The sequence below is a fragment of the Vibrio sp. 14N.309.X.WAT.E.F5 genome, assembly GCF_030397615.1.
Lineage (GTDB): Bacteria > Pseudomonadota > Gammaproteobacteria > Enterobacterales > Vibrionaceae > Vibrio > Vibrio lentus.
The window spans coordinates 1-18,731 of sequence record NZ_JAPNXR010000004.1 but is presented as its reverse complement, the minus strand read 5'-3'; the positions used below and the strand labels follow the sequence as shown (position 1 = coordinate 18,731).

Below are 18,731 nucleotides of genomic sequence, written 5' to 3'. Positions count from 1 at the left end.
AACCAACAACTAGTTAGTCGTGATAGGCTTTTTGCTCTCTTCACTCGATACGGTGTCGATGGTCGAGCTAATGTAAGGCACGTTAGTCAGGTTGATCTGCAAGCGAACCACATTATCAATCAGTTGAACCAGTGGACCCCATTTAACCTTTTTCTCTTTCTCGAACACGTAGTTGAAGTTTTCCGGTGTCCAATCCATCAAGTATTGAGGGTTCAATGAACGACCAAGGAAGCGTACTTCATAATGCAGGTGTGGTCCGGTTGAGTTACCTGAGTTACCACAACTCGCGATCACATCCCCTTTACTAACAAACTGACCGCTGCGAACTTTGAATTTTTGTAGGTGCGCGTAAGAACTCATGAAGCCGAACGAGTGACGCATAGTAATAAAGTTACCGAAGCCTTTTTTACTTGGGCGTACCGTTTCAATGACTCCATCTGCGGGCGCGACAATATCTTCACCACGCTTACACGTCAGGTCGATACCAGTATGTACATGGCGCTTACCTGAAATAGGGTTAGTGCGGCTACCATAAGAAGAAGAGATACGTTGATAAGCCATAGGACTGTCGTTTGGAATCAAGCGAAACATTGTGGCTCTTACTGCTGAATCTACCGCCGCAGCATCAATGCGATCTTCTAAAGAAACATCATCGGTAAGCAGCTCTTCATCGGCAAGGCCAAGTACTGATTCCACATCGAATACACGCTTACCAAGCAGTTGAATGGTGCCTTCTTTCTCGGTGAGTGTTTGCGATAACGAGTGATTGGTTTCTACCTGCTCAGCGTAAAGAAACTCGGTTTGCTCTTTTTCAACAATCAGCGTTTCAATCAACTGTTGTGCATCGCCCGCTTGCATTGCGAGCTCTTGTTTACCTTCGAAGTGCATGTAGGCAGCTCCGCCAATTAACAGCGGCACTGAAAAAATTGCAGTGGTACACATGAGCACGGCTTTTCGGCCGAAGTAAAACGTCTGTTCCCCATTGTTAGAGGGAATAGTAATGGAAATTTTTTTAGACATGGTTCTGTATTAATTAAATGCTTCTAATAGAAAAAGGTAATGGAGATATTATTCCTGACCTAAATCGGTAAGGTGTTCAATCTCTCTATAAAGCAGTTCATCGTCGCCGACATTAAGCTCAATAAGGCGCTTAAGGTGGCTAATACTATCAATATCTAAATGCTCTATGCGTAAACGCATTGAGGTATTGATGGTAGAGACTATCGTTGCTTCTAACTGAATATTGATATCACTGTTGGTGAGCTTAAAGCTGACTTGAACAGGAGCATCGTGGCTGAGTTGCTGCCATTTATCACATTGAATGAGTAAACCATGGAGAGATAAGTCTTGCACTGAGCCTGATACATTTACTTGTCCTTGTGAGATCTCAGTCGGGACTTGATAAATAACTCGTGAAAATTGACGTCTTTCAAGCATAGGTAATTTCTCTATATCAATAGGTAAATAGTAAGCCAGATATATCAAAGGCCGCTATTATCGCGGCCTTTGTTCAAAATACAAGCTAATTTACTTAGTAATACGCTTGTACTTGATACGGTGCGGTTCAGCCGCTTGTGCGCCCAGAGTCTTCTTCAGCCACTCTGTGTACTCAGTATAGTTACCTTCGTAGAAGTTAACTTGACCTTCATCACGGTAGTCTAAGATATGGGTCGCAATACGGTCAAGGAACCAACGGTCATGCGAGATAACCATTGCACAACCAGGGAACTCAAGCAGCGCTTCTTCAAGTGCACGCAGAGTTTCGACATCAAGGTCATTGGTTGGCTCATCGAGTAGCAGTACGTTACCGCCCGCTTTTAGCAGTTTTGCTAGGTGAACACGGTTACGTTCACCACCAGAAAGCTGACCGATGATTTTCTGTTGGTCGTTGCCTTTGAAGTTGAAGCGAGAGCAGTATGCACGAGCAGGGATTTCGAAGTTGTTGATCTTAATGATATCAGCGCCTTCAGAGATCTCTTGGAATACTGTTTTTGTGTCATCCATGCTGTCACGGAACTGATCAACAGAAGCAAGCTTAACCGTTTCGCCTAATTCAACTGTGCCTGAATCTGGCTGTTCTGCGCCGCTTAGCATTTTGAATAGTGTTGATTTACCCGCACCGTTGGCACCAACGATACCGACGATAGCGCCTTTAGGCATGCTGAACGATAGGTCGTCGATAAGAACACGGTCACCAAATGACTTAGTTAGGTTCTTAACTTCAAGTACCTTGTCACCTAAACGCTCACCTGGCGGGATGAACAGTTCGTTGGTTTCGTTACGCTTCTGGTATTGGCCAGTCGTTAGTTCTTCAAAACGAGCCATACGAGCTTTAGATTTAGCCTGACGGCCTTTAGGATTCTGACGAACCCATTCAAGTTCTTTCTCGATAGTCTTTTGACGTGCGCTTTCGCCTGATTTCTCTTGCTTCAGACGCTCATCTTTCTGTTCTAGCCAAGATGTGTAGTTACCTTCCCATGGAATACCTTCACCACGGTCAAGTTCTAGAATCCAGCCAGCAGCGTTGTCTAGGAAGTAACGGTCGTGGGTAATTGCCACAACAGTACCGCTGTAATCAACAAGGAAGTGCTCAAGCCAAGCCACTGATTCTGCATCCAAGTGGTTGGTTGGTTCATCAAGAAGCAGCATGTCTGGCTTTTCTAGAAGTAGACGACAGATCGCAACACGACGACGTTCACCACCTGATAGGAATTCGATTTTCGCATCCCACTCAGGAAGACGAAGTGCATCAGCAGCACGCTCTAGAGCTGTTTCTAGGTTGTGGCCATCTTTAGCTTGGATAAGTGCTTCAAGCTCGCCTTGCTCTTTAGCAAGAGCATCGAAATCTGCATCGGGTTCAGCGTAAGCTGCGTAAACAGCATCGATACGCTTAAGTGCGTCTGCAACATCAGAAACCGCTTCTTCTACGATTTCACGCACTGTTTTTGATTCGTCTAGTACAGGCTCTTGCGGTAGGTAACCGACTTTAAGGCCTTGCTGTGCACGAGCTTCACCATCAATATCAGTATCAATACCAGCCATGATACGTAGTAGGGTAGATTTACCTGAACCATTTAGACCCAAAACACCGATTTTAGCGCCAGGAAAAAAGCTAAGAGAAATGTCTTTAAGAATTTGACGCTTAGGTGGAACAGTTTTGCTCACCCGAGACATGGTATATACGTATTCAGCCATTGCCGATCGATCCTAATTATTGTTCAAAATTGTCTGCCATTTTATACCAATATCCCCAAAGATGTTACTCCTAGGACAGAAAAGCCATTCTTGAACTAATCCTTACTTATTATTGTCACATTGGTCATTAAAACTATATTTAATAGGCTTCTGAGGCGAAGTGTTAAATATTAATAATATTTACACTCAAACTCTTTACATTTGATGTGATGTCGGGCGTAAATAGACTTCACGTATTCATACACGCACTAAGGAAAGAGCGAATGTTTTTCCGCATTGGTAATACGAAAATTGCTGTCGCTGCATCAGCAATTTTGTCTTCATTTTCACTGGCTCCGATGGCTTTGGCGAGCAATGCACCCGAGCTTGAAATGCAGCGTGATGTTTATGACAGAGCGCAAGAGGTTTTGGACAACCGAGATCTAAAAGCCTACTCCGCGCTGCGCAACAAAATTCAAACATACCCTCTAACGCCATACACTGATTATCGCGCCTTTCTCATAGGCCTAGGTGATCGCACACCTGCTGAAGTGGATGCTTTTATTGAAGAGAATAAAGCGCTGCCATTTTCGAATCGTATGCGTGCGCCTTACTTAGATTCATTGGCCTCTCAAAAGCAGTGGCAAACGATACTGGAATTTCAAACTCAAGAGCCAGTTGGTGAAAAATACCAATGTATCTACTACCGAGCGCATTATGAGCAAGGTAATCAAGAGCTCGCGTTCAAAGGTGCGAAACAACTTTGGTTAAGTGGTAGCGGTGTTGATGACGCCTGTGATCCGCTTTTTGAAGGATGGGATAAAGCTGGTTTAAGAACGGATGATCTGATACTCGAAAGGATGTTGTTAGCGTTTGAAGGTCGTAACGGTAAGCTGATGACCTATCTGATTAAGCAATTAGATCATGATGAGTCAATTGCTCAAGCCAAGCAGATGAAGGCGTTGTACAACAAGCCTGAAAATGTGCTCGCGTTTGCTAAGAAGCACCCTGCGAATGAATTTTATCAAGCTCAAACTGAGTTTGGTTTTGAGAAACTGGCAAGGAAGTCAGCAAGCAGCGCTCAAGAGATTTTTGATGATGTTGTGAAAGCTCAAAAGTTATCTAAAGAAAAATCTCAAGAGTTAGCGGATTACCTGACGTTTCGTTTGATCAATACCGATTCAGAAGAGCTGATGGCGTGGCGAGACAAAATGCTCGCGAGCTCATCAAAACAAGTTTTGTTGGAACGACGTGCTCGCTTAGCAATTCAACATGCCGATTGGACTGGCTTGAAAGAGTGGATTGCGCGCTTAGATGATAAACATCAAGCTTCGCTTCGTTGGCAGTATTGGCAGGGCAGAGCTGAGATAGCGCTAGGCGAGACGGCTGAAGGTAATAAACGACTGTCAGATATCTTGGGTCAACGTAATTTCTACAGTGTGGCTGCCGCTAAGCAGTTAGGTAAGCCAGTTCAGTACCCAACATCGACACTCAAATACAACGCTGAAACAGTAAAGCCATTTGAGACTTCTTTGGTTCGAATCGGCGAACTGATTGACCGAGACAAAATTGCGGCAGCGAAGAGTGAATGGCGTTGGTTGTTAACCAATGCTGATAAAGATCAGAAATCAATGCTTGCCGCTCATGCAGCGACACAGCGTTGGAATCACTTTACGGTAACGGCGAGTATCTCAGCGAAGATGTGGGACAACATTGCGTTACGTTTCCCTGTCGCCCACAAGTGGTGGTTTAACTTCTATGCTGAAAAGCACGATATCAACCCGATCACTTTGATGTCTTTAGCGAGACAAGAGAGTGCAATGGATTCAGAGGCTCGTTCTCCGGTTGGGGCTCGCGGTATCATGCAAATCATGCCGAAGACGGCTCAATATACAGCGAAGAAGCATCAGATTAAGTACCAGGGTAGTGATGATCTTTATGATGTGAGCAAGAACATTGAGATTGGCAGTCATTACCTAGATGGATTGCTTTCTCAATATGATAACAACCGTATTTTTGCTTTTGCTGCATACAACGCAGGTCCGAGCCGAGTGAAACAGTGGCGTTCACGTAGTGATGAAAAGTTAGATGCGTACGCCTTTATCGAAATGATCCCATTCAAGGAGACTCGTGGCTATGTTCAGAACATCTTGATGTTTGAGACTTACTATCGAGATATCTTGGGCGAGAAGGGAACGTTTTTAGCGCCTCATGAGGCAAAAACGAAATACTAAGCTCTCGGCGCTTTGTCCGAAACTGAGTAAATATTAAAGGCAGTGAGTGCGAACCATTTCTACTTACTGCCTTTTTACATTGGATTACATTGAGTGTTTCGGTATAAAGTGTTGAACGCTTTCAATCGTTAAGCGACTCTTTAAAGTCAGAATTTAAAAGTAAGTGTAGAAATATGGCATCACAACCTGAATATGATAATTGGCAACAACTAATGGATTTGGTAAAAACAGCCGCTGAAAAAGATCAGCATGAGCTGTTGTTGACCATGATGATGACATCTGATGAACGCGATGCTTTGGTTGCTCGAGTTAATATTCTTTGTGAATTGATGAAAGGCGAAATGTCTCAGCGACAAGTGAGTCAAATGCTGGGAGTAGGCGTTGCGACGATCACCAGAGGCTCTAATGAGCTCAAGGCTAAATCCGAACAAGAGAAAGCGGCCATCGCCGAGTTACTGCTTAAGTAGATCTTACATATTAAGCACTGAAGTTTGATAGAAACGCTAACAATCCGTTAGCGTTTTTTGTTTCTGCTGTACTGGTTAGGCTTTCAACGAGATAACTTAAGTCTTTGAAAAAACATGTATTTGAAAGCTAAGTGGGAAAATGCTCAGGATTAACGAAAGGGATAAGCGCCAAGATCAAAGCTTGATGATATACCGAACTGCGCGAGAGTTGGTTGTGTGTCAGTAGGCCAATCGCCCCACCTTTTTGCTTGATGTTGTCTGTACCGAAGACTTCATCCATAACATCCCCTAACTCATTTGCATACTGGAGCTTATCAAGTACAACAGGTGGCAGCATCAAGCTTGCAGAGCGAGATTCGCCACGTTGGCCATTTGCTTCAATTATCATCCAAGCAAAGGTTACGTTACCTTCAATTCCAGACTCTAATCCAACATGAAAGTCTGCATTTGGCAGTTCTTGGATCGCATTGCTCACGCGGTTTACTGCACCTTGATAGGTTTCCTCATTGCTCATGGGTTGATCAGCAACCCCGCTGGGTACGCTAACACCGATGAATTCGAATTCAGTATTAGGGAAAGCTGACAAGAACGCACTTTTAACGGCGTTGATTTTAGCTGGGTTGAGCGATGCAATGACTACGGATTTCATGAATGAGTTCTTATTGTTGTTGGTTAAATTGCAATTGATGTTCTTTGTACCAATCACTTAGGTCTTCAAGTGGCATCGGTTTGCCAAAATAGTAGCCTTGCAGCATATCGCACTGCGCCTCTTGTAACCATTGATGCATGCGTTTGGTTTCGATGCCCTCAGCGGTGACCTTCTTTCCTTGTGCATGGCACAAACTGATCACTGGTTTTACTATGTTCTGATTGTCTGTTTCGATCAAGGTTTCTAAAAAGCCCTTATCCAATTTAATTTTTTGAGTGGGATATTGAACCAACTGGGTTATCGAGGTGTAACCAGAACCAAAGTCATCAATCGCTAAGCGGTAGCCCATTCGAGATAGCTCGTTCAATAATGGAAACCCTTGTGAGTTTGAGTAGAAGGTCTCGGTGATTTCGAAATCGATCAAGTTCGGCGGAATACCATTGATCTTGGCGTGTTCACCGATGAAAACCGCAAGATGAGTTGTTTCTATTCCTGCTGAAGACAGATTAATTGAGAGTTGAATCGAATGATCAAACTGAGCTTGAAGCTTATGGAACGAAGCAAAAGCATGCTGAATCACCCAACGATCGACAAGGTCGAACAACCCTGTTTGTTCGGCAATTGGAATAAACTCATCAGGCGGTACAGAGCCTAGTTGTGGCGATTCCCAACGTAACAGCACCTCAACACCGATGACCTGACTTCCTGTTGAATCCATGTATGGCATATAAACGAGTTTGAACTCTTCATCAAAATTCTTATGTCTCAAAGCCTGTTCAATATTTGCTTGTCGTTGAATGGTTTTGTCTAAGTCTGAAGAGTAATCCGCGTACCGATTCTTACCTGCTCGTTTGGCTTGATACATCGCAGTGTCTGCGTTTGAGAGCAATTTCTCTATTGAGTGACCGTCATTAGGATAGGTTGCAATGCCAATACTGACCGTAATCGGGTAGTTACCAGATTCAGTGATAAACCCTTTTTGCAGAGGCGCCAATAATGTATCTGAAAACTTATGAGCGATATTCCCATGGCGAGCCGATGCATTGATGTAAATAACGAACTCGTCACCAGAGAGTCGAGCTGGCATACAATGGGCATCGTAATCCGTTTTGTATAGAACGCTGATCTCGGAAATACGTTGAGCGAAAGAAACTAAGATCGAGTCGCCAACTTGATGGCCATATTTGTCGTTCACAAACTTAAAATTATCTAAATCTAAGTAGAGTACCCACGTGTATGTTTTCGAGTTTGTTTTGGGGAGTGATTGCTCAACAAAGGTTTGGAATTGACGTCGGTTGGCGATCTTGGTCAGCTGGTCATTCTCAGCTAAAACCTTAGTTTGTTGATAGGTGTTATCTAACTCTTGGTACATGTCATAAAAACGATGCGATAAGCGGCCTAACTCGTCATTCGTTTTTAAACGTTCAATGTTCTTTCTTTGCTTTTTTTCTACTTGTTGTAATTGTCGGTCTAACCGTGAAATAGGGGTAATGACACAGCGAGACAGCAGCATAAGCAGTAAGGCAACCGTTACTAAGGCTGACAGTGCAAACGACAGGCTCAGTTTATTCCAGATAGAGTCGAGCTTATTGTTTAAAAGGAACTGAGCAGGATCGACCGTCGCGTAAAGCTCAGGAGCTAGTTTCACGGAATGAGTTAAATCACTTTCCAAAGAGACTGCCGTTGGCGTGAAAAACAGGCTGGTTTGGTAGTCGAACTCGATCTGCTTTCTCAATGTATTAAATTTATCGAGAGAAACAGAAACGACCACAAAAAAAACATCACTAGGTTGGTAGCTTATAGAGGGCGAAACCGTTCTTTTATCGAGTACCTCATAGTGAACTAACATCCCTTCACCTTGAGAGTTTTGGACGTAATTGGTGCTCGATTCTTCCAATGTTTTTTGATACTGATGATCAATAAACTCTAAGATCTTAGGGTCCATTTTGGCGAGTGCATCACGACTATTGTCTGCGTAATAACTGAGTTTTCGTTCACCATCAAGCAGTGCTAATCCAGTAAAGCTGTCATCACCATCTTGCAAGAACTGTATGGTTTCTCGAAGGTTATCGAGCAGTTCAAGTTCACGATACGGATTGTCATCAACTAAAAAATAACGTCGAACTAAGTCGCTTTTAGAGAGCGTGTAAGAGTAACTATTTAGGAAGGAGCGAGATTGGCGAAAATACCCAGCCAACTTTTCCATATTCAGTTGCAGTACGTTGTCTTCGCGTTTGATGAAGCTGTTTTTCTGCGTTGAGTAAATGATATAGCTAGAAGCTGCGGTACTAATCAGTATAACAGGGGCTATTAGAAGTAATATTTTAGTACTGAGCTTCATTGTTACATACAACACTATTTATAATTTTGTGCGTAAGTTTATGTTACTTGTTGATAGCTCGCTATTAATTACACGTTGTTAGATGATTTCCTGTGAAGGCAATAAGGTTTTGTCTTTATTGATAAAAATATGATTAGTGAGAGGTGTTATGTTGGTGATAATTTTAGGAGGCGGGTGTGAAGAGACAGTGAACGGAATAACAATTTAATACCCGCAATACTTATTTCTGCATATTGTTTCGTTCGATTGTTATTCCGTTTGCGTTAACTTTTACTGTTTGGCCTATGGTAGGCTAATTGCTTTTGGCAACCTAAACTTACGACAACTTAACTTGAGTCGCTTTAATGTTCTCACTTGGGTAGCAGCCTAGCACTTTTAAGTGACGAGTAATGGCCGTCAGTTCCGTGATCGCTTGCTGCATGTTATCCGCATTCAAGTGTGCTTCTAAATCAACATAGAACATCTCTTCCCATGGGTTACCCATAATTGGACGAGATTCTAGTTTCGTCATGTTGATGCCCAAGCGTTGCAGAATCAGTAGGGTTTCAACCAAAGAGCCTGCTTCTTGAGAGGTCGACATGATGAGTGTCGTTTTCGCTGGGATCTGAGTCGAGACTTCTACCGGTTTACGCGCCACAACGATGAAGCGAGTGTGGTTCTCTGTTTGATTAGCAATGTTGCCTTGAATTGCTTGAAGCCCATACAGTTTGCCACTTGAAGCGTTACCAATGGCCGCTACATCATCACTATCCAGTTCTTTCACTTTCTTCATTGCGTCAGCGGTGCTTGCACAAGATTCAAGGCTGACACCTTTAAGGCGACTCAAGAACTCACTGCATTGCTGATGAGGTTGTGGATGCGAATAAAGCGTCTTAATGTTTTCTAATCGAATATCACTTTTAGCAACTAAGCAGTGTTCAATAGGCTGAGACAGCTCACCCACGATGTAGAGTGTTGTGTGTTGTAGAAGATCGTAAACTTCGTTGATTGAACCTGAACTGGTGTTCTCAATCGGCAGCACACCATAATCGGCATGACCAGATTCCACCGTCGATGCGACTTCTTTGAAATGATTGCAGTTAAGCTCGATCAATTCCATATTCTTGCGGCTGAAGTATTCACGGCTAGCAAGATGCGAATATGAACCTTTAGAACCCAAGAACGCAACGCGAGCCAATGGCTTACGGCTTTGTGGGTTCGCCAGATTTTGCAGGTATGACTGTTGCAGCAGAACCGAATCTTCAATGATGGTATGAAACAGCTTAGTAATGTACTGCGCATCAAGCTCGTATTTATCTTTACCGTTGTTAATTAGCTTAACCAGAAGCTGCTGTTCACGAACGGCATCGCGTACAGGTTTTGATGTCTCTACTTTACTTTTCGCAACTTCGATACTGAGTTTGCGACGTTCTGAAAGTAAACTCAGCAGTTCGTCATCTAAATCATTGAGACGAAGGCGGATATCATCCAGTGAAATTGAGCGGTCAGTCATAAATGTGTCCTTATAAAAAAGCCTCCCTTGTGTGGGAGGCTTCTTGTTCGTTTTTGACTTGTTTTTCTAAAACGACTCAGCCTCCGATTTACGGAAGAAAAAAGAAGTCAAAAATAAACAAAGATTGAGAGTGCATAAAAAGTGATTGTTTTATGAATGTTTAAACACAATAAGCAAGCGAGCTACGAGCGTCAAGCAAAAAAATAGCGCCCTGAGGCGCTATTTTTTAATCTGTTCTCTTTCCTTATTCTACTTCAGCTTCTAGCTCTTCAATTTCAGGCTTTTCAGCGCGACGCGCTTCTGGTTTATGGCGTAGCTTGTTGAGTTGACGCTCTAGTTTTTGTTCTACTTCGTTGATAGCCACGTAGAGGTCGTCATGAACTGATGAAGCAACAAGTTGGCCTTTTGGTACCGTAAGAACGGCTTCAAATTTTTTCTTCTTGTTTGGTTCTTCGCTAAAGCTCGCTTGGCAGGCAATGATGTCTACTTGCCATTTATCCAGCTTTTTAAATTTGCTTTCTATGTGATCACGGATTGCAGAGGTAATGTCGATGTTTTTACCAGTGATGTTCATTTTCATAGAAGTTTTCCTCTGTTGTATCCCTCATGGGTTAACTTCAGATTACGACTTTCAGGAATAAAGAATGTGATCTAGATCTTGTTTTGATTGGGTGGGATAAGCATTAAAATCAAATGTGATCTCACGCAAGTCTTGGTATCTTTTTGTCGAAAAATGCTTGTTATCCCAATGAAAAACGATAAGTTGGAGGCAAGGCTTCGCTAAAAATTAAACCAGTTTTTAGGGGCGTCCTACAGCTTTTTGAAAGTGCTTGATGAAAATTCACGCAATATACTTTCGTGATTTAAGTCACACCAAAGAACGATCCGAATTTGATAAACAAAAGCCGCATAAGTTTCCTTATGCGGCTTTTGTGCTTTTAGTCCTGTCTTGGCCGTTTACTGCTTAAGCTCATAATGACAAACAGCGGCTAATCGTTGGTTTGCAGTAGCCTTGCTGTTCCGTTCTCTCGAGTGGCATTAATCGCCGCCAATTGTTTATAAATAACAAAGTAGCGATTGATGTTGGCGACATACGTGACGGGTTCTTTACTGACATACTTACGCGTGACGATTTCGACGTTTTTAAACCAGACGTTAGGGTTGTAGCCTTTCTTCTTCGCGAGGTATCTCATTTTTCTGATTTTAGCTGGGCCTGCGTTGTAAGACGCCAACGTAAAATAGATCTGGTTGTCAGCCGTTATGGCAGGGTCATTAAAATATCGGTCTTTGATAAAACGCATATATTTCACGCCGGCATGGATGTTGTTATCCACTTTATGAATATTTTTGATATTAACGTTTTTGTCTTTGGCCGTACTTGGTAAAACCTGCATGACGCCAATCGCCCCACGATGAGAGACTTGACTCTGATCGAGCCCTGATTCTTGGAACCCTTGCGCAGACATCATTAAAGGATCAAATTCGTACTTGCTGGAGTACTTCTCAAATACGTCAGCGAGCTTGGCAACTCTGTCGACTTTGTTTGGATTGAGAGCTCGACCTAACCAACGCGTATTATCGATATATTTTTGGTAGATCACGTTACCCAGTAAAGTACCTGTGCGGGCTTTCTTAACGTACTTGTTGATTTCCTTTTTGAGAAGAGGGCTATCCTTTCTCAGTGCCCAAGCAATTTGACCATCCTCTCGCAAAGGTAAGTCGCTATGGATCTGAATGTTTTCCATTACATCAGTCCATAGTTTTGCTTTATGGCTATCTAGAATCGTACCTTGTATATACCCCTGATTAACCAGTTCTATCAGTTCGTAATCTTGGAGAGATTCTTCGATAAAGTGGACATGTAATGGTGGCAACCCGAGTTCATTGAGCTCCATATTCACTTTTTGCACACTTTCGAAGTAGCTAGAGCTCGCGCGGATCCATACTTCTTTACCGCTCAATTGCTTGATTTCGGTGAGAGGTTCTGAATTTTTTCCAGTGATAATGAGTTCTTTACCATCTTTAATCATGGGATCTGAAAAGTCGATCACTCGTAACCGCTTATCAGTAATGGTTAGGTTTGCTACCGCGACATCACCGTATCCGGATTCTAATGAAGGAAGAAGATCATCTCGCTGAACCGGAATGATCTGCACATTGAGATAGGGGTGTTTCTTACGAAGGCTTTTCTCAAAGTGATAGAGCATTTCTGCCACAATGCCTTTTGGCTTGCCATCTTCTATGTAGTAAAAGCCCAGATCAGCCGATACCAATACTCTCACTGTTCCTTTTGTTTTGAGTACATCTAAGTCTCCCATGTAAGGCTGGTTGCTCAATGGGGACAGTTCTAATGCGTTGGAAAGTTGGCTAAATAACCCGATCCAGATAAATAATAACATCCTGCTCACATCCACACTCCATGTTGATGTTTTGTTAAAAGTTACCTATTGAAGATACTGCTTATGCTGCCATTCATCAAGTTTACCAGACGAAGTTCAAAAAAAATCGCGCTAATAAATTAGCGCGATTTTGAAGTGATTGTTTTAGTTAACGACGAGTTTGATTCGCTGACTAAGGCAGTGGGTTGAGCTCAATCAAGGCTTCTGTTCTTTTCACAGCGTCTTCTAGCCCAAGTTGCTCGTAGGCTTCTAACTGTATTTTCAGAGATTTACGCGCAGCAATGGTGTCTGGGTAAGTCTTTTGCAACTCTTGTGTTCTGTTTATAGCTGCAATCCACGCTTCGCGACGCAGGTAGAAATCAGCGGTTGCTAAGTCATACTCAGCTAGGCGGTTTTTCAATGCGAACATGCGTTTTTGTGCATCTTCAGCGTATGGACTTGCAGGGAAACGTTCTAACAGTCGTTTGAAATCAGCAAACGCAAGTTTCACTGGTTCTGGATCTCGGTCACTACGATCGATATTAAAAATATCGTGCATGAAGTTTCGATCTTGAGCCATGTGTGTCAGGCCACGCATGTAAAGAACCCAATCCTGTTTTTCATGAGTAGGGTTTAAGCGTAGGAATCGTGAAATGGTGGCAAGGCCTAATGCCAAGTCATCATTTTTGTAGTACGCGTAAATCAGATCCAGTTGTACTTGTTCAGAATAGGCGCCGAATGGGTAACGAGAGTCTAAGGCTTCTAGCTTTTCGATTGCAGAAAGCCAGCTACCACTCTGCAGTGATTCTTGGGCGTCAGAGTAAAGAACCGATGGCGGTACATCCGGTACTATTTCTTCACTACTTGAACAACCAACTAAGAGTGATACGGCTAATAGACCCGATAAAGTAAGGTGTTTCATGTCAGGCGTCGATTCCTTGAATTAAATATTTCGTAAGCTTCCGTTACTTTCTAACCAGTAACAGATACAATGATGCAATTATTCTATTTTATCCATACTAATGGGTATTAGTCTCACGGTTTTTAAAAAAGTTCGATATGGCTCAGCAGATAACATTAACAGACACAGTAAAAAGCAGCCAGTTAGGTCAACGTTTAGACCAAGCTGTCGCTGAACTATTTACCGATTTTTCTCGCTCTCGTATTAAAGAGTGGCTTCTTGACGGCAAAATCCAAGTGGATGGCGAAGTTATCACTAAACCGCGCACCATAGTTTTGGGCGGTGAAGCGATCATCTTACAAGCAGAGCTTGCAGATGAAGAGCGCTGGGAAGCACAAGATATTCCGTTAGACATTGTCTATGAAGATGATGATTTATTGGTTATCAATAAACCTCGCGATCTGGTTGTACACCCAGGTGCAGGTACGCCGGATGGAACCATACTAAACGCATTGCTTTTCCATTACCCTCAGATTGCTGAAGTACCTCGTGCGGGTATTGTGCACCGTCTGGATAAAGACACAACTGGTCTTATGGTTGTGGCTAAAACGGTTCCAGCTCAAACTCGTCTTGTACGAGCTCTTGCTAAACGTCGTATTACTCGTGAATATGAAGCAATTGCTATTGGTAAAATGACAGCGGGTGGTGTGGTTGAGAAAGGCATTAGCCGTCATGCAACTAAGCGTACGTTAATGGACGTTAATGAATTGGGTAAGCCTGCGGTAACTCACTACCGTGTTGCTGAGCACTTTCGCGAACATACTCGTATTCGTCTGCGTCTAGAAACAGGTCGTACTCACCAAATCCGTGTTCACATGTCATACCTTCAGCACCCGCTGTTAGGTGATATTGCGTATGGTGGTCGTGCTCGTATTCCAAAAGGTGCATCTGAAGAGCTAACGACAATGATTCGTTCTTTTGATCGCCAAGCGCTACACGCGGTTATGCTGAAGTTTGTTCACCCGATTACTGGTGAAGAAGTTGAGTTCCATGCACCTGTGCCAAATGACATGGTTGTGATGGCTGAAGCGTTGCGTGTTGATGCTCGCGAAAACATAGAAGACGACATTTAATCGTGTCAATGATCATCCCTGACTGGAATGCACCAAAAAACGTGAAAGTATTTGCTTCGACTCGTTTTGATGGTTGTTCTACAGGTGCTTATCAAGGGTTAAACCTTGGTATGCACGTTGGGGATGATGCTTTACTTGTTGAAAGTAATCGAACATGGCTAAAGCAACAATCTAAGATGCCCACGGCTCCGGTATGGCTAAATCAAACTCACTCAACGGATGTCGTTACAGTTTTAGAACCTATAGCGAATGTGCTTGATGCGGATGGTGCATTTACCACTGTAAAGGGTGTTGTGTGTTCTGCGATGACAGCCGATTGCTTACCAGTCATCCTTACCGATACCAAAGGCACTCAAGTTGCTGCTGTTCATGCGGGTTGGCGTGGTCTTGCTGGTGGCATTATTGAAAATGCCGTCGCAAAGTTTTCAAACCTAGATTCAGATAATCAGATCATTGCTTGGCTTGGTCCTGCTATTGGTAAAGATGCGTTTGAGGTTGGCAACGATGTGTTGGACGCTTTTGTTCGTTTTGACCCTCAAGCGAAATTAGCATTTAAAGCTAAATCTGAACCCGGCAAGTGGTTAGCAAACATGTCTCAACTTGCGACTCAACGACTAATGAAAGTTGGCGTGACTTTGGTGACAGATTCGAATCTATGTACATACGCCGATTCAGATGCTTTCTATTCTTATCGTCGTGATGGTATTACTGGACGTCAGGCGACATTTATTTGGTTAGAGTAATCTCTGACTAGCATAACCACTCATCCAGTTCATTTATATTTTCATATCAGCTCTATTCTTCATCCTTATCCCTTGAAAATCTGCGTTACCGTATCCATCTTCTAACCATAAGATAAACATATCTAAGAGTAGGAAGGTTGGCATGCGTCTCGATCGATTCACTAGTAAATTCCAAATTGCGATATCTGATGCTCAGTCGCTCGCATTAGGTCGTGATCACCAATATATAGAACCTGTACACCTAATGGTGTCTTTGCTTAATCAAGATGGCAGTGCGATTCGTCCATTGCTCACCATGTTGAATATTGATGTTGTTCAATTGCGTTCTAAATTAAGCGAAATATTAGACCGAGTCCCAAAAGTAAGCGGTATCGGTGGTGATGTTCAGCTCTCTAACGCAATGGGAACGCTATTCAACCTATGTGACAAGGTCGCGCAAAAGCGTCAAGACAGTTATATATCTTCAGAAGTATTCCTACTCGCTGCAATAGAAGACAAAGGACCTCTAGGTAACTTACTTAAAGAGTTAGGCCTTACTGAGCAAAAACTATCTCAAGCTATCGAGCAAGTTCGTGGTGGTCAAAAGGTGGATGACCCGAATGCGGAAGATAGACGCCAAGCTTTAGAGAAGTTCACCATTGATCTGACCGAGCGAGCAGAGCAAGGCAAACTAGATCCAGTGATTGGTCGTGATGATGAAATTCGTCGCACAATCCAAGTCCTTCAACGTCGTACTAAGAACAACCCTGTCATTATCGGTCAACCCGGTGTGGGTAAAACCGCGATTGTCGAAGGTTTGGCTCAGCGTATTATCAATAATGAAGTTCCTGAAGGCTTAAGAGGCCGACGAGTGCTTTCATTAGACATGGGCTCATTGGTAGCCGGTGCTAAGTATCGTGGTGAATTCGAAGAGCGTCTAAAATCTGTGCTTAATGAATTATCGAAAGAAGAAGGCAATGTCATTCTCTTTATCGATGAAATTCATACGATGGTCGGCGCAGGTAAAGGCGAAGGCTCTATGGATGCGGGTAATATGCTGAAACCAGCATTAGCTCGTGGTGAACTGCATTGTGTCGGCGCAACAACGCTCGATGAGTACCGCCAATATATAGAGAAAGATCCAGCTTTAGAGCGTCGATTCCAAAAAGTGATCGTGGATGAACCCACCGTTGAAGACACGGTAGCGATTCTTCGTGGTTTGAAAGAGCGCTATGAACTTCACCATCATGTAGAAATTACCGACCCTGCTATCGTAGCGGCGGCAACGTTATCTCACCGATATGTTTCAGATCGTCAGTTACCAGATAAGGCGATTGATCTCATTGATGAAGCGGCTTCGAGTATTCGAATGCAGATAGATTCAAAGCCCGAGTCATTGGATAAGTTAGAACGCAAAATCATTCAATTGAAGATCGAACAGCAAGCTCTGACGAATGAAAATGATGAGGCCAGTGAAAAACGTCTGCGCACGCTACAAAGTGAACTTTCTGAGAAAGAACGCGATTTCGCAGAACTTGAAGAAGTTTGGAACGCTGAAAAAGCGGCTCTGTCTGGTACGCAACATATTAAATCAGAGCTAGAACAAGCTCGAATGGATATGGATTTTGCACGACGTGCTGGTGACCTTAACCGTATGTCTGAATTGCAATATGGACGAATCCCAGAATTGGAGAAGCAGTTAGATCTCGCGACTCAAGCTGAAATGCAAGAAATGACCTTGTTACGTAACAAGGTGACTGACGCTGAGATTGCCGATGTCCTTTCAAAGCAAACCGGTATTCCTGTTTCTAAAATGCTAGAAGCAGAAAAAGAGAAGCTTCTGAAAATGGAAGGCGTTCTGCATAAGCGAGTTATCGGTCAAGCGGAAGCGGTCGAAGTAGTATCGAATGCGATTCGTCGTAGCCGTGCAGGCTTGTCTGATCCGAATAAGCCTATTGGTTCGTTCTTGTTTTTAGGGCCAACAGGTGTCGGTAAAACGGAACTGTGTAAAACATTAGCGAACTTTATGTTCGATAGTGAAGATGCGATGGTGCGTATCGATATGTCTGAGTTTATGGAAAAACACTCTGTTGCTCGTTTAGTTGGTGCTCCCCCTGGTTATGTGGGTTATGAGGAAGGTGGGTACTTAACCGAAGCCGTTCGTCGAAAACCTTATTCTGTCATTCTGCTTGATGAGGTAGAGAAAGCTCACCCAGATGTTTTCAATATTCTATTGCAGGTTTTAGATGATGGACGATTAACTGACGGACAAGGTCGCACCGTCGATTTTAGAAATACCGTGGTAATCATGACATCGAACCTAGGTTCTACTCGTATTCAAGAGAACTTTAATACATTGGATTACCAAGGCATTAAAAATGAGGTTATGGAAGTTGTGGGTAAACATTTCCGACCTGAGTTTTTGAATCGAGTTGATGAAAGTGTCGTGTTCCATCCATTAGGCCAAGAGCATATCGAGTCAATTGCCGCTATTCAGCTTGATCATTTGAAAAAGCGAATGGAAGACAATGGTTATGAACTCGAAGTTTCAGAAAAAGCGCTCAAGCTAATCTCTCAAGTTGGTTTTGATCCTGTATATGGTGCAAGGCCTCTTAAAAGAGCAATTCAACAAACTGTTGAGAACCCGTTAGCGAAAGCGATACTGGCTGGAAAAATAAATCCAGAGAAGAAAGTGCAGCTATTAGTGAATAACGACCGAATTATTGCTCACCAATAATCAAACTATGAATAATAGGTACGATTAGCCGAAATTAAGGCTTAATCGTACCTATTTTGAACGCTTTGTGTGAATAGTGTCCGAACGATCGCCTGCGGCGGTTTTTTTTCGTTTTTGGTCTTGTGCAAAGGGGGATTCTCTCTATAATGCGCCTCCGTTGCTAGGGATAACCAAGCGGTTTGAACTAAGTAACGAGACGACATTAAGCATTTAAGATGCTTTGAAAAATTAGCTGGAAAAAGTGTTTGACACTGGAACCCAATTCGCTAGAATGGCCGTCCACTTAGAGAGGCTCCTTACTAAAAGGAACGCTCAATAAGTAAAGCTCTTTAACAATTTAAACCTATCAATCTGTGTGGGCACTCGTTGATGAATATCAAAACGTTATTTGTTCTTTTTCGAAAGAGCGTAATAACAGTTACTTCGGTAACAAATTGATTTCAACGAACTGAGTGACCAATACGTTTAACTACTTGTAGTTATTCGGCACAGTCAATTCATTA

Annotated in this window: 14 protein-coding genes and 1 other annotated feature; of the genes, 5 read left to right on the top strand and 9 right to left on the bottom strand. The window is 43.0% G+C overall.

Features of this window, described 5'->3' with window-relative positions; translation table 11 throughout:
• Positions 1 to 9: 9 nt before the first annotated feature.
• The 3 genes from OW495_RS06385 to ettA form a co-directional block, all read right to left on the bottom strand.
• Positions 10 to 1,020 carry a M23 family metallopeptidase gene (locus tag OW495_RS06385; protein ID WP_017110509.1) on the bottom strand — a complete coding sequence of 337 codons (1,011 nt, stop codon included), beginning with the start codon at positions 1,018 to 1,020 and terminating at the stop codon, positions 10 to 12.
• Positions 1,021 to 1,068: 48 nt separating this feature from the next.
• Positions 1,069 to 1,437, bottom strand: a complete 369-nt coding sequence (locus tag OW495_RS06380) for a PilZ domain-containing protein (RefSeq protein WP_029222460.1) — start codon at positions 1,435 to 1,437, stop codon at positions 1,069 to 1,071.
• Positions 1,438 to 1,527: 90 nt separating this feature from the next.
• The gene (ettA, locus tag OW495_RS06375; RefSeq protein ID WP_017110510.1) at positions 1,528 to 3,195 is read right to left on the bottom strand and encodes an energy-dependent translational throttle protein EttA; all 1,668 of its coding nucleotides are present in this window, start codon (positions 3,193 to 3,195) and stop codon (positions 1,528 to 1,530) included.
• A gap of 263 nt (positions 3,196 to 3,458) precedes the next feature.
• Between ettA and sltY the strand changes: the two genes are divergently transcribed.
• Both sltY and trpR read left to right on the top strand, forming a co-directional pair.
• Entirely contained in the window at positions 3,459 to 5,408 is a 1,950-nt protein-coding gene (gene sltY, locus OW495_RS06370; protein WP_289885649.1) for a murein transglycosylase, read from the top strand.
• A gap of 173 nt (positions 5,409 to 5,581) precedes the next feature.
• Positions 5,582 to 5,875, top strand: coding sequence for a trp operon repressor (trpR, locus tag OW495_RS06365; protein WP_017110512.1), 294 nt, complete (start codon positions 5,582 to 5,584; stop codon positions 5,873 to 5,875).
• A 127-nt stretch (positions 5,876 to 6,002) separates the two neighbouring features.
• Here trpR and yjjX read toward each other — a convergent pair whose 3' ends face one another.
• The 6 genes from yjjX to OW495_RS06335 all read right to left on the bottom strand — a co-directional run bounded on the left by yjjX (position 6,003) and on the right by OW495_RS06335 (position 13,657).
• Positions 6,003 to 6,524: an inosine/xanthosine triphosphatase gene (yjjX, locus tag OW495_RS06360; RefSeq protein WP_102513271.1), complete on the bottom strand. Its 522-nt coding sequence runs from the start codon at positions 6,522 to 6,524 to the stop codon at positions 6,003 to 6,005.
• 10 nt (positions 6,525 to 6,534) lie between these two features.
• A complete protein-coding gene (locus tag OW495_RS06355) occupies positions 6,535 to 8,865 on the bottom strand; it encodes an EAL domain-containing protein (protein ID WP_102513272.1) in 2,331 nt (776 codons plus the stop codon).
• A 316-nt stretch (positions 8,866 to 9,181) separates the two neighbouring features.
• Positions 9,182 to 10,357 carry a prephenate dehydratase gene (gene pheA, locus OW495_RS06350; protein ID WP_017106762.1) on the bottom strand — a complete coding sequence of 392 codons (1,176 nt, stop codon included), beginning with the start codon at positions 10,355 to 10,357 and terminating at the stop codon, positions 9,182 to 9,184.
• A 12-nt stretch (positions 10,358 to 10,369) separates the two neighbouring features.
• Positions 10,370 to 10,491: a sequence feature (Phe leader region), on the bottom strand.
• Between the two features lie 110 nt (positions 10,492 to 10,601).
• A complete protein-coding gene (gene raiA / locus OW495_RS06345) occupies positions 10,602 to 10,937 on the bottom strand; it encodes a ribosome-associated translation inhibitor RaiA (protein WP_102513274.1) in 336 nt (111 codons plus the stop codon).
• 409 nt (positions 10,938 to 11,346) lie between these two features.
• Positions 11,347 to 12,771, bottom strand: coding sequence for a transporter substrate-binding domain-containing protein (locus tag OW495_RS06340; protein WP_017110493.1), 1,425 nt, complete (start codon positions 12,769 to 12,771; stop codon positions 11,347 to 11,349).
• Positions 12,772 to 12,928: 157 nt separating this feature from the next.
• The gene (locus tag OW495_RS06335) at positions 12,929 to 13,657 is read right to left on the bottom strand and encodes an outer membrane protein assembly factor BamD (protein ID WP_017106758.1); all 729 of its coding nucleotides are present in this window, start codon (positions 13,655 to 13,657) and stop codon (positions 12,929 to 12,931) included.
• Positions 13,658 to 13,794: 137 nt separating this feature from the next.
• On the opposite strand from OW495_RS06335, the gene rluD reads away from it, so the two are divergent.
• From rluD to clpB, 3 genes are all read left to right on the top strand, one after another.
• Positions 13,795 to 14,769, top strand: a complete 975-nt coding sequence (gene rluD / locus OW495_RS06330; protein ID WP_009848467.1) for a 23S rRNA pseudouridine(1911/1915/1917) synthase RluD — start codon at positions 13,795 to 13,797, stop codon at positions 14,767 to 14,769.
• A gap of 8 nt (positions 14,770 to 14,777) precedes the next feature.
• The gene (gene pgeF, locus OW495_RS06325) at positions 14,778 to 15,512 is read left to right on the top strand and encodes a peptidoglycan editing factor PgeF (protein ID WP_102513275.1); all 735 of its coding nucleotides are present in this window, start codon (positions 14,778 to 14,780) and stop codon (positions 15,510 to 15,512) included.
• A 142-nt stretch (positions 15,513 to 15,654) separates the two neighbouring features.
• Positions 15,655 to 18,228, top strand: a complete 2,574-nt coding sequence (clpB, locus tag OW495_RS06320; RefSeq protein WP_076673789.1) for an ATP-dependent chaperone ClpB — start codon at positions 15,655 to 15,657, stop codon at positions 18,226 to 18,228.
• Positions 18,229 to 18,731: the final 503 nt, after the last annotated feature.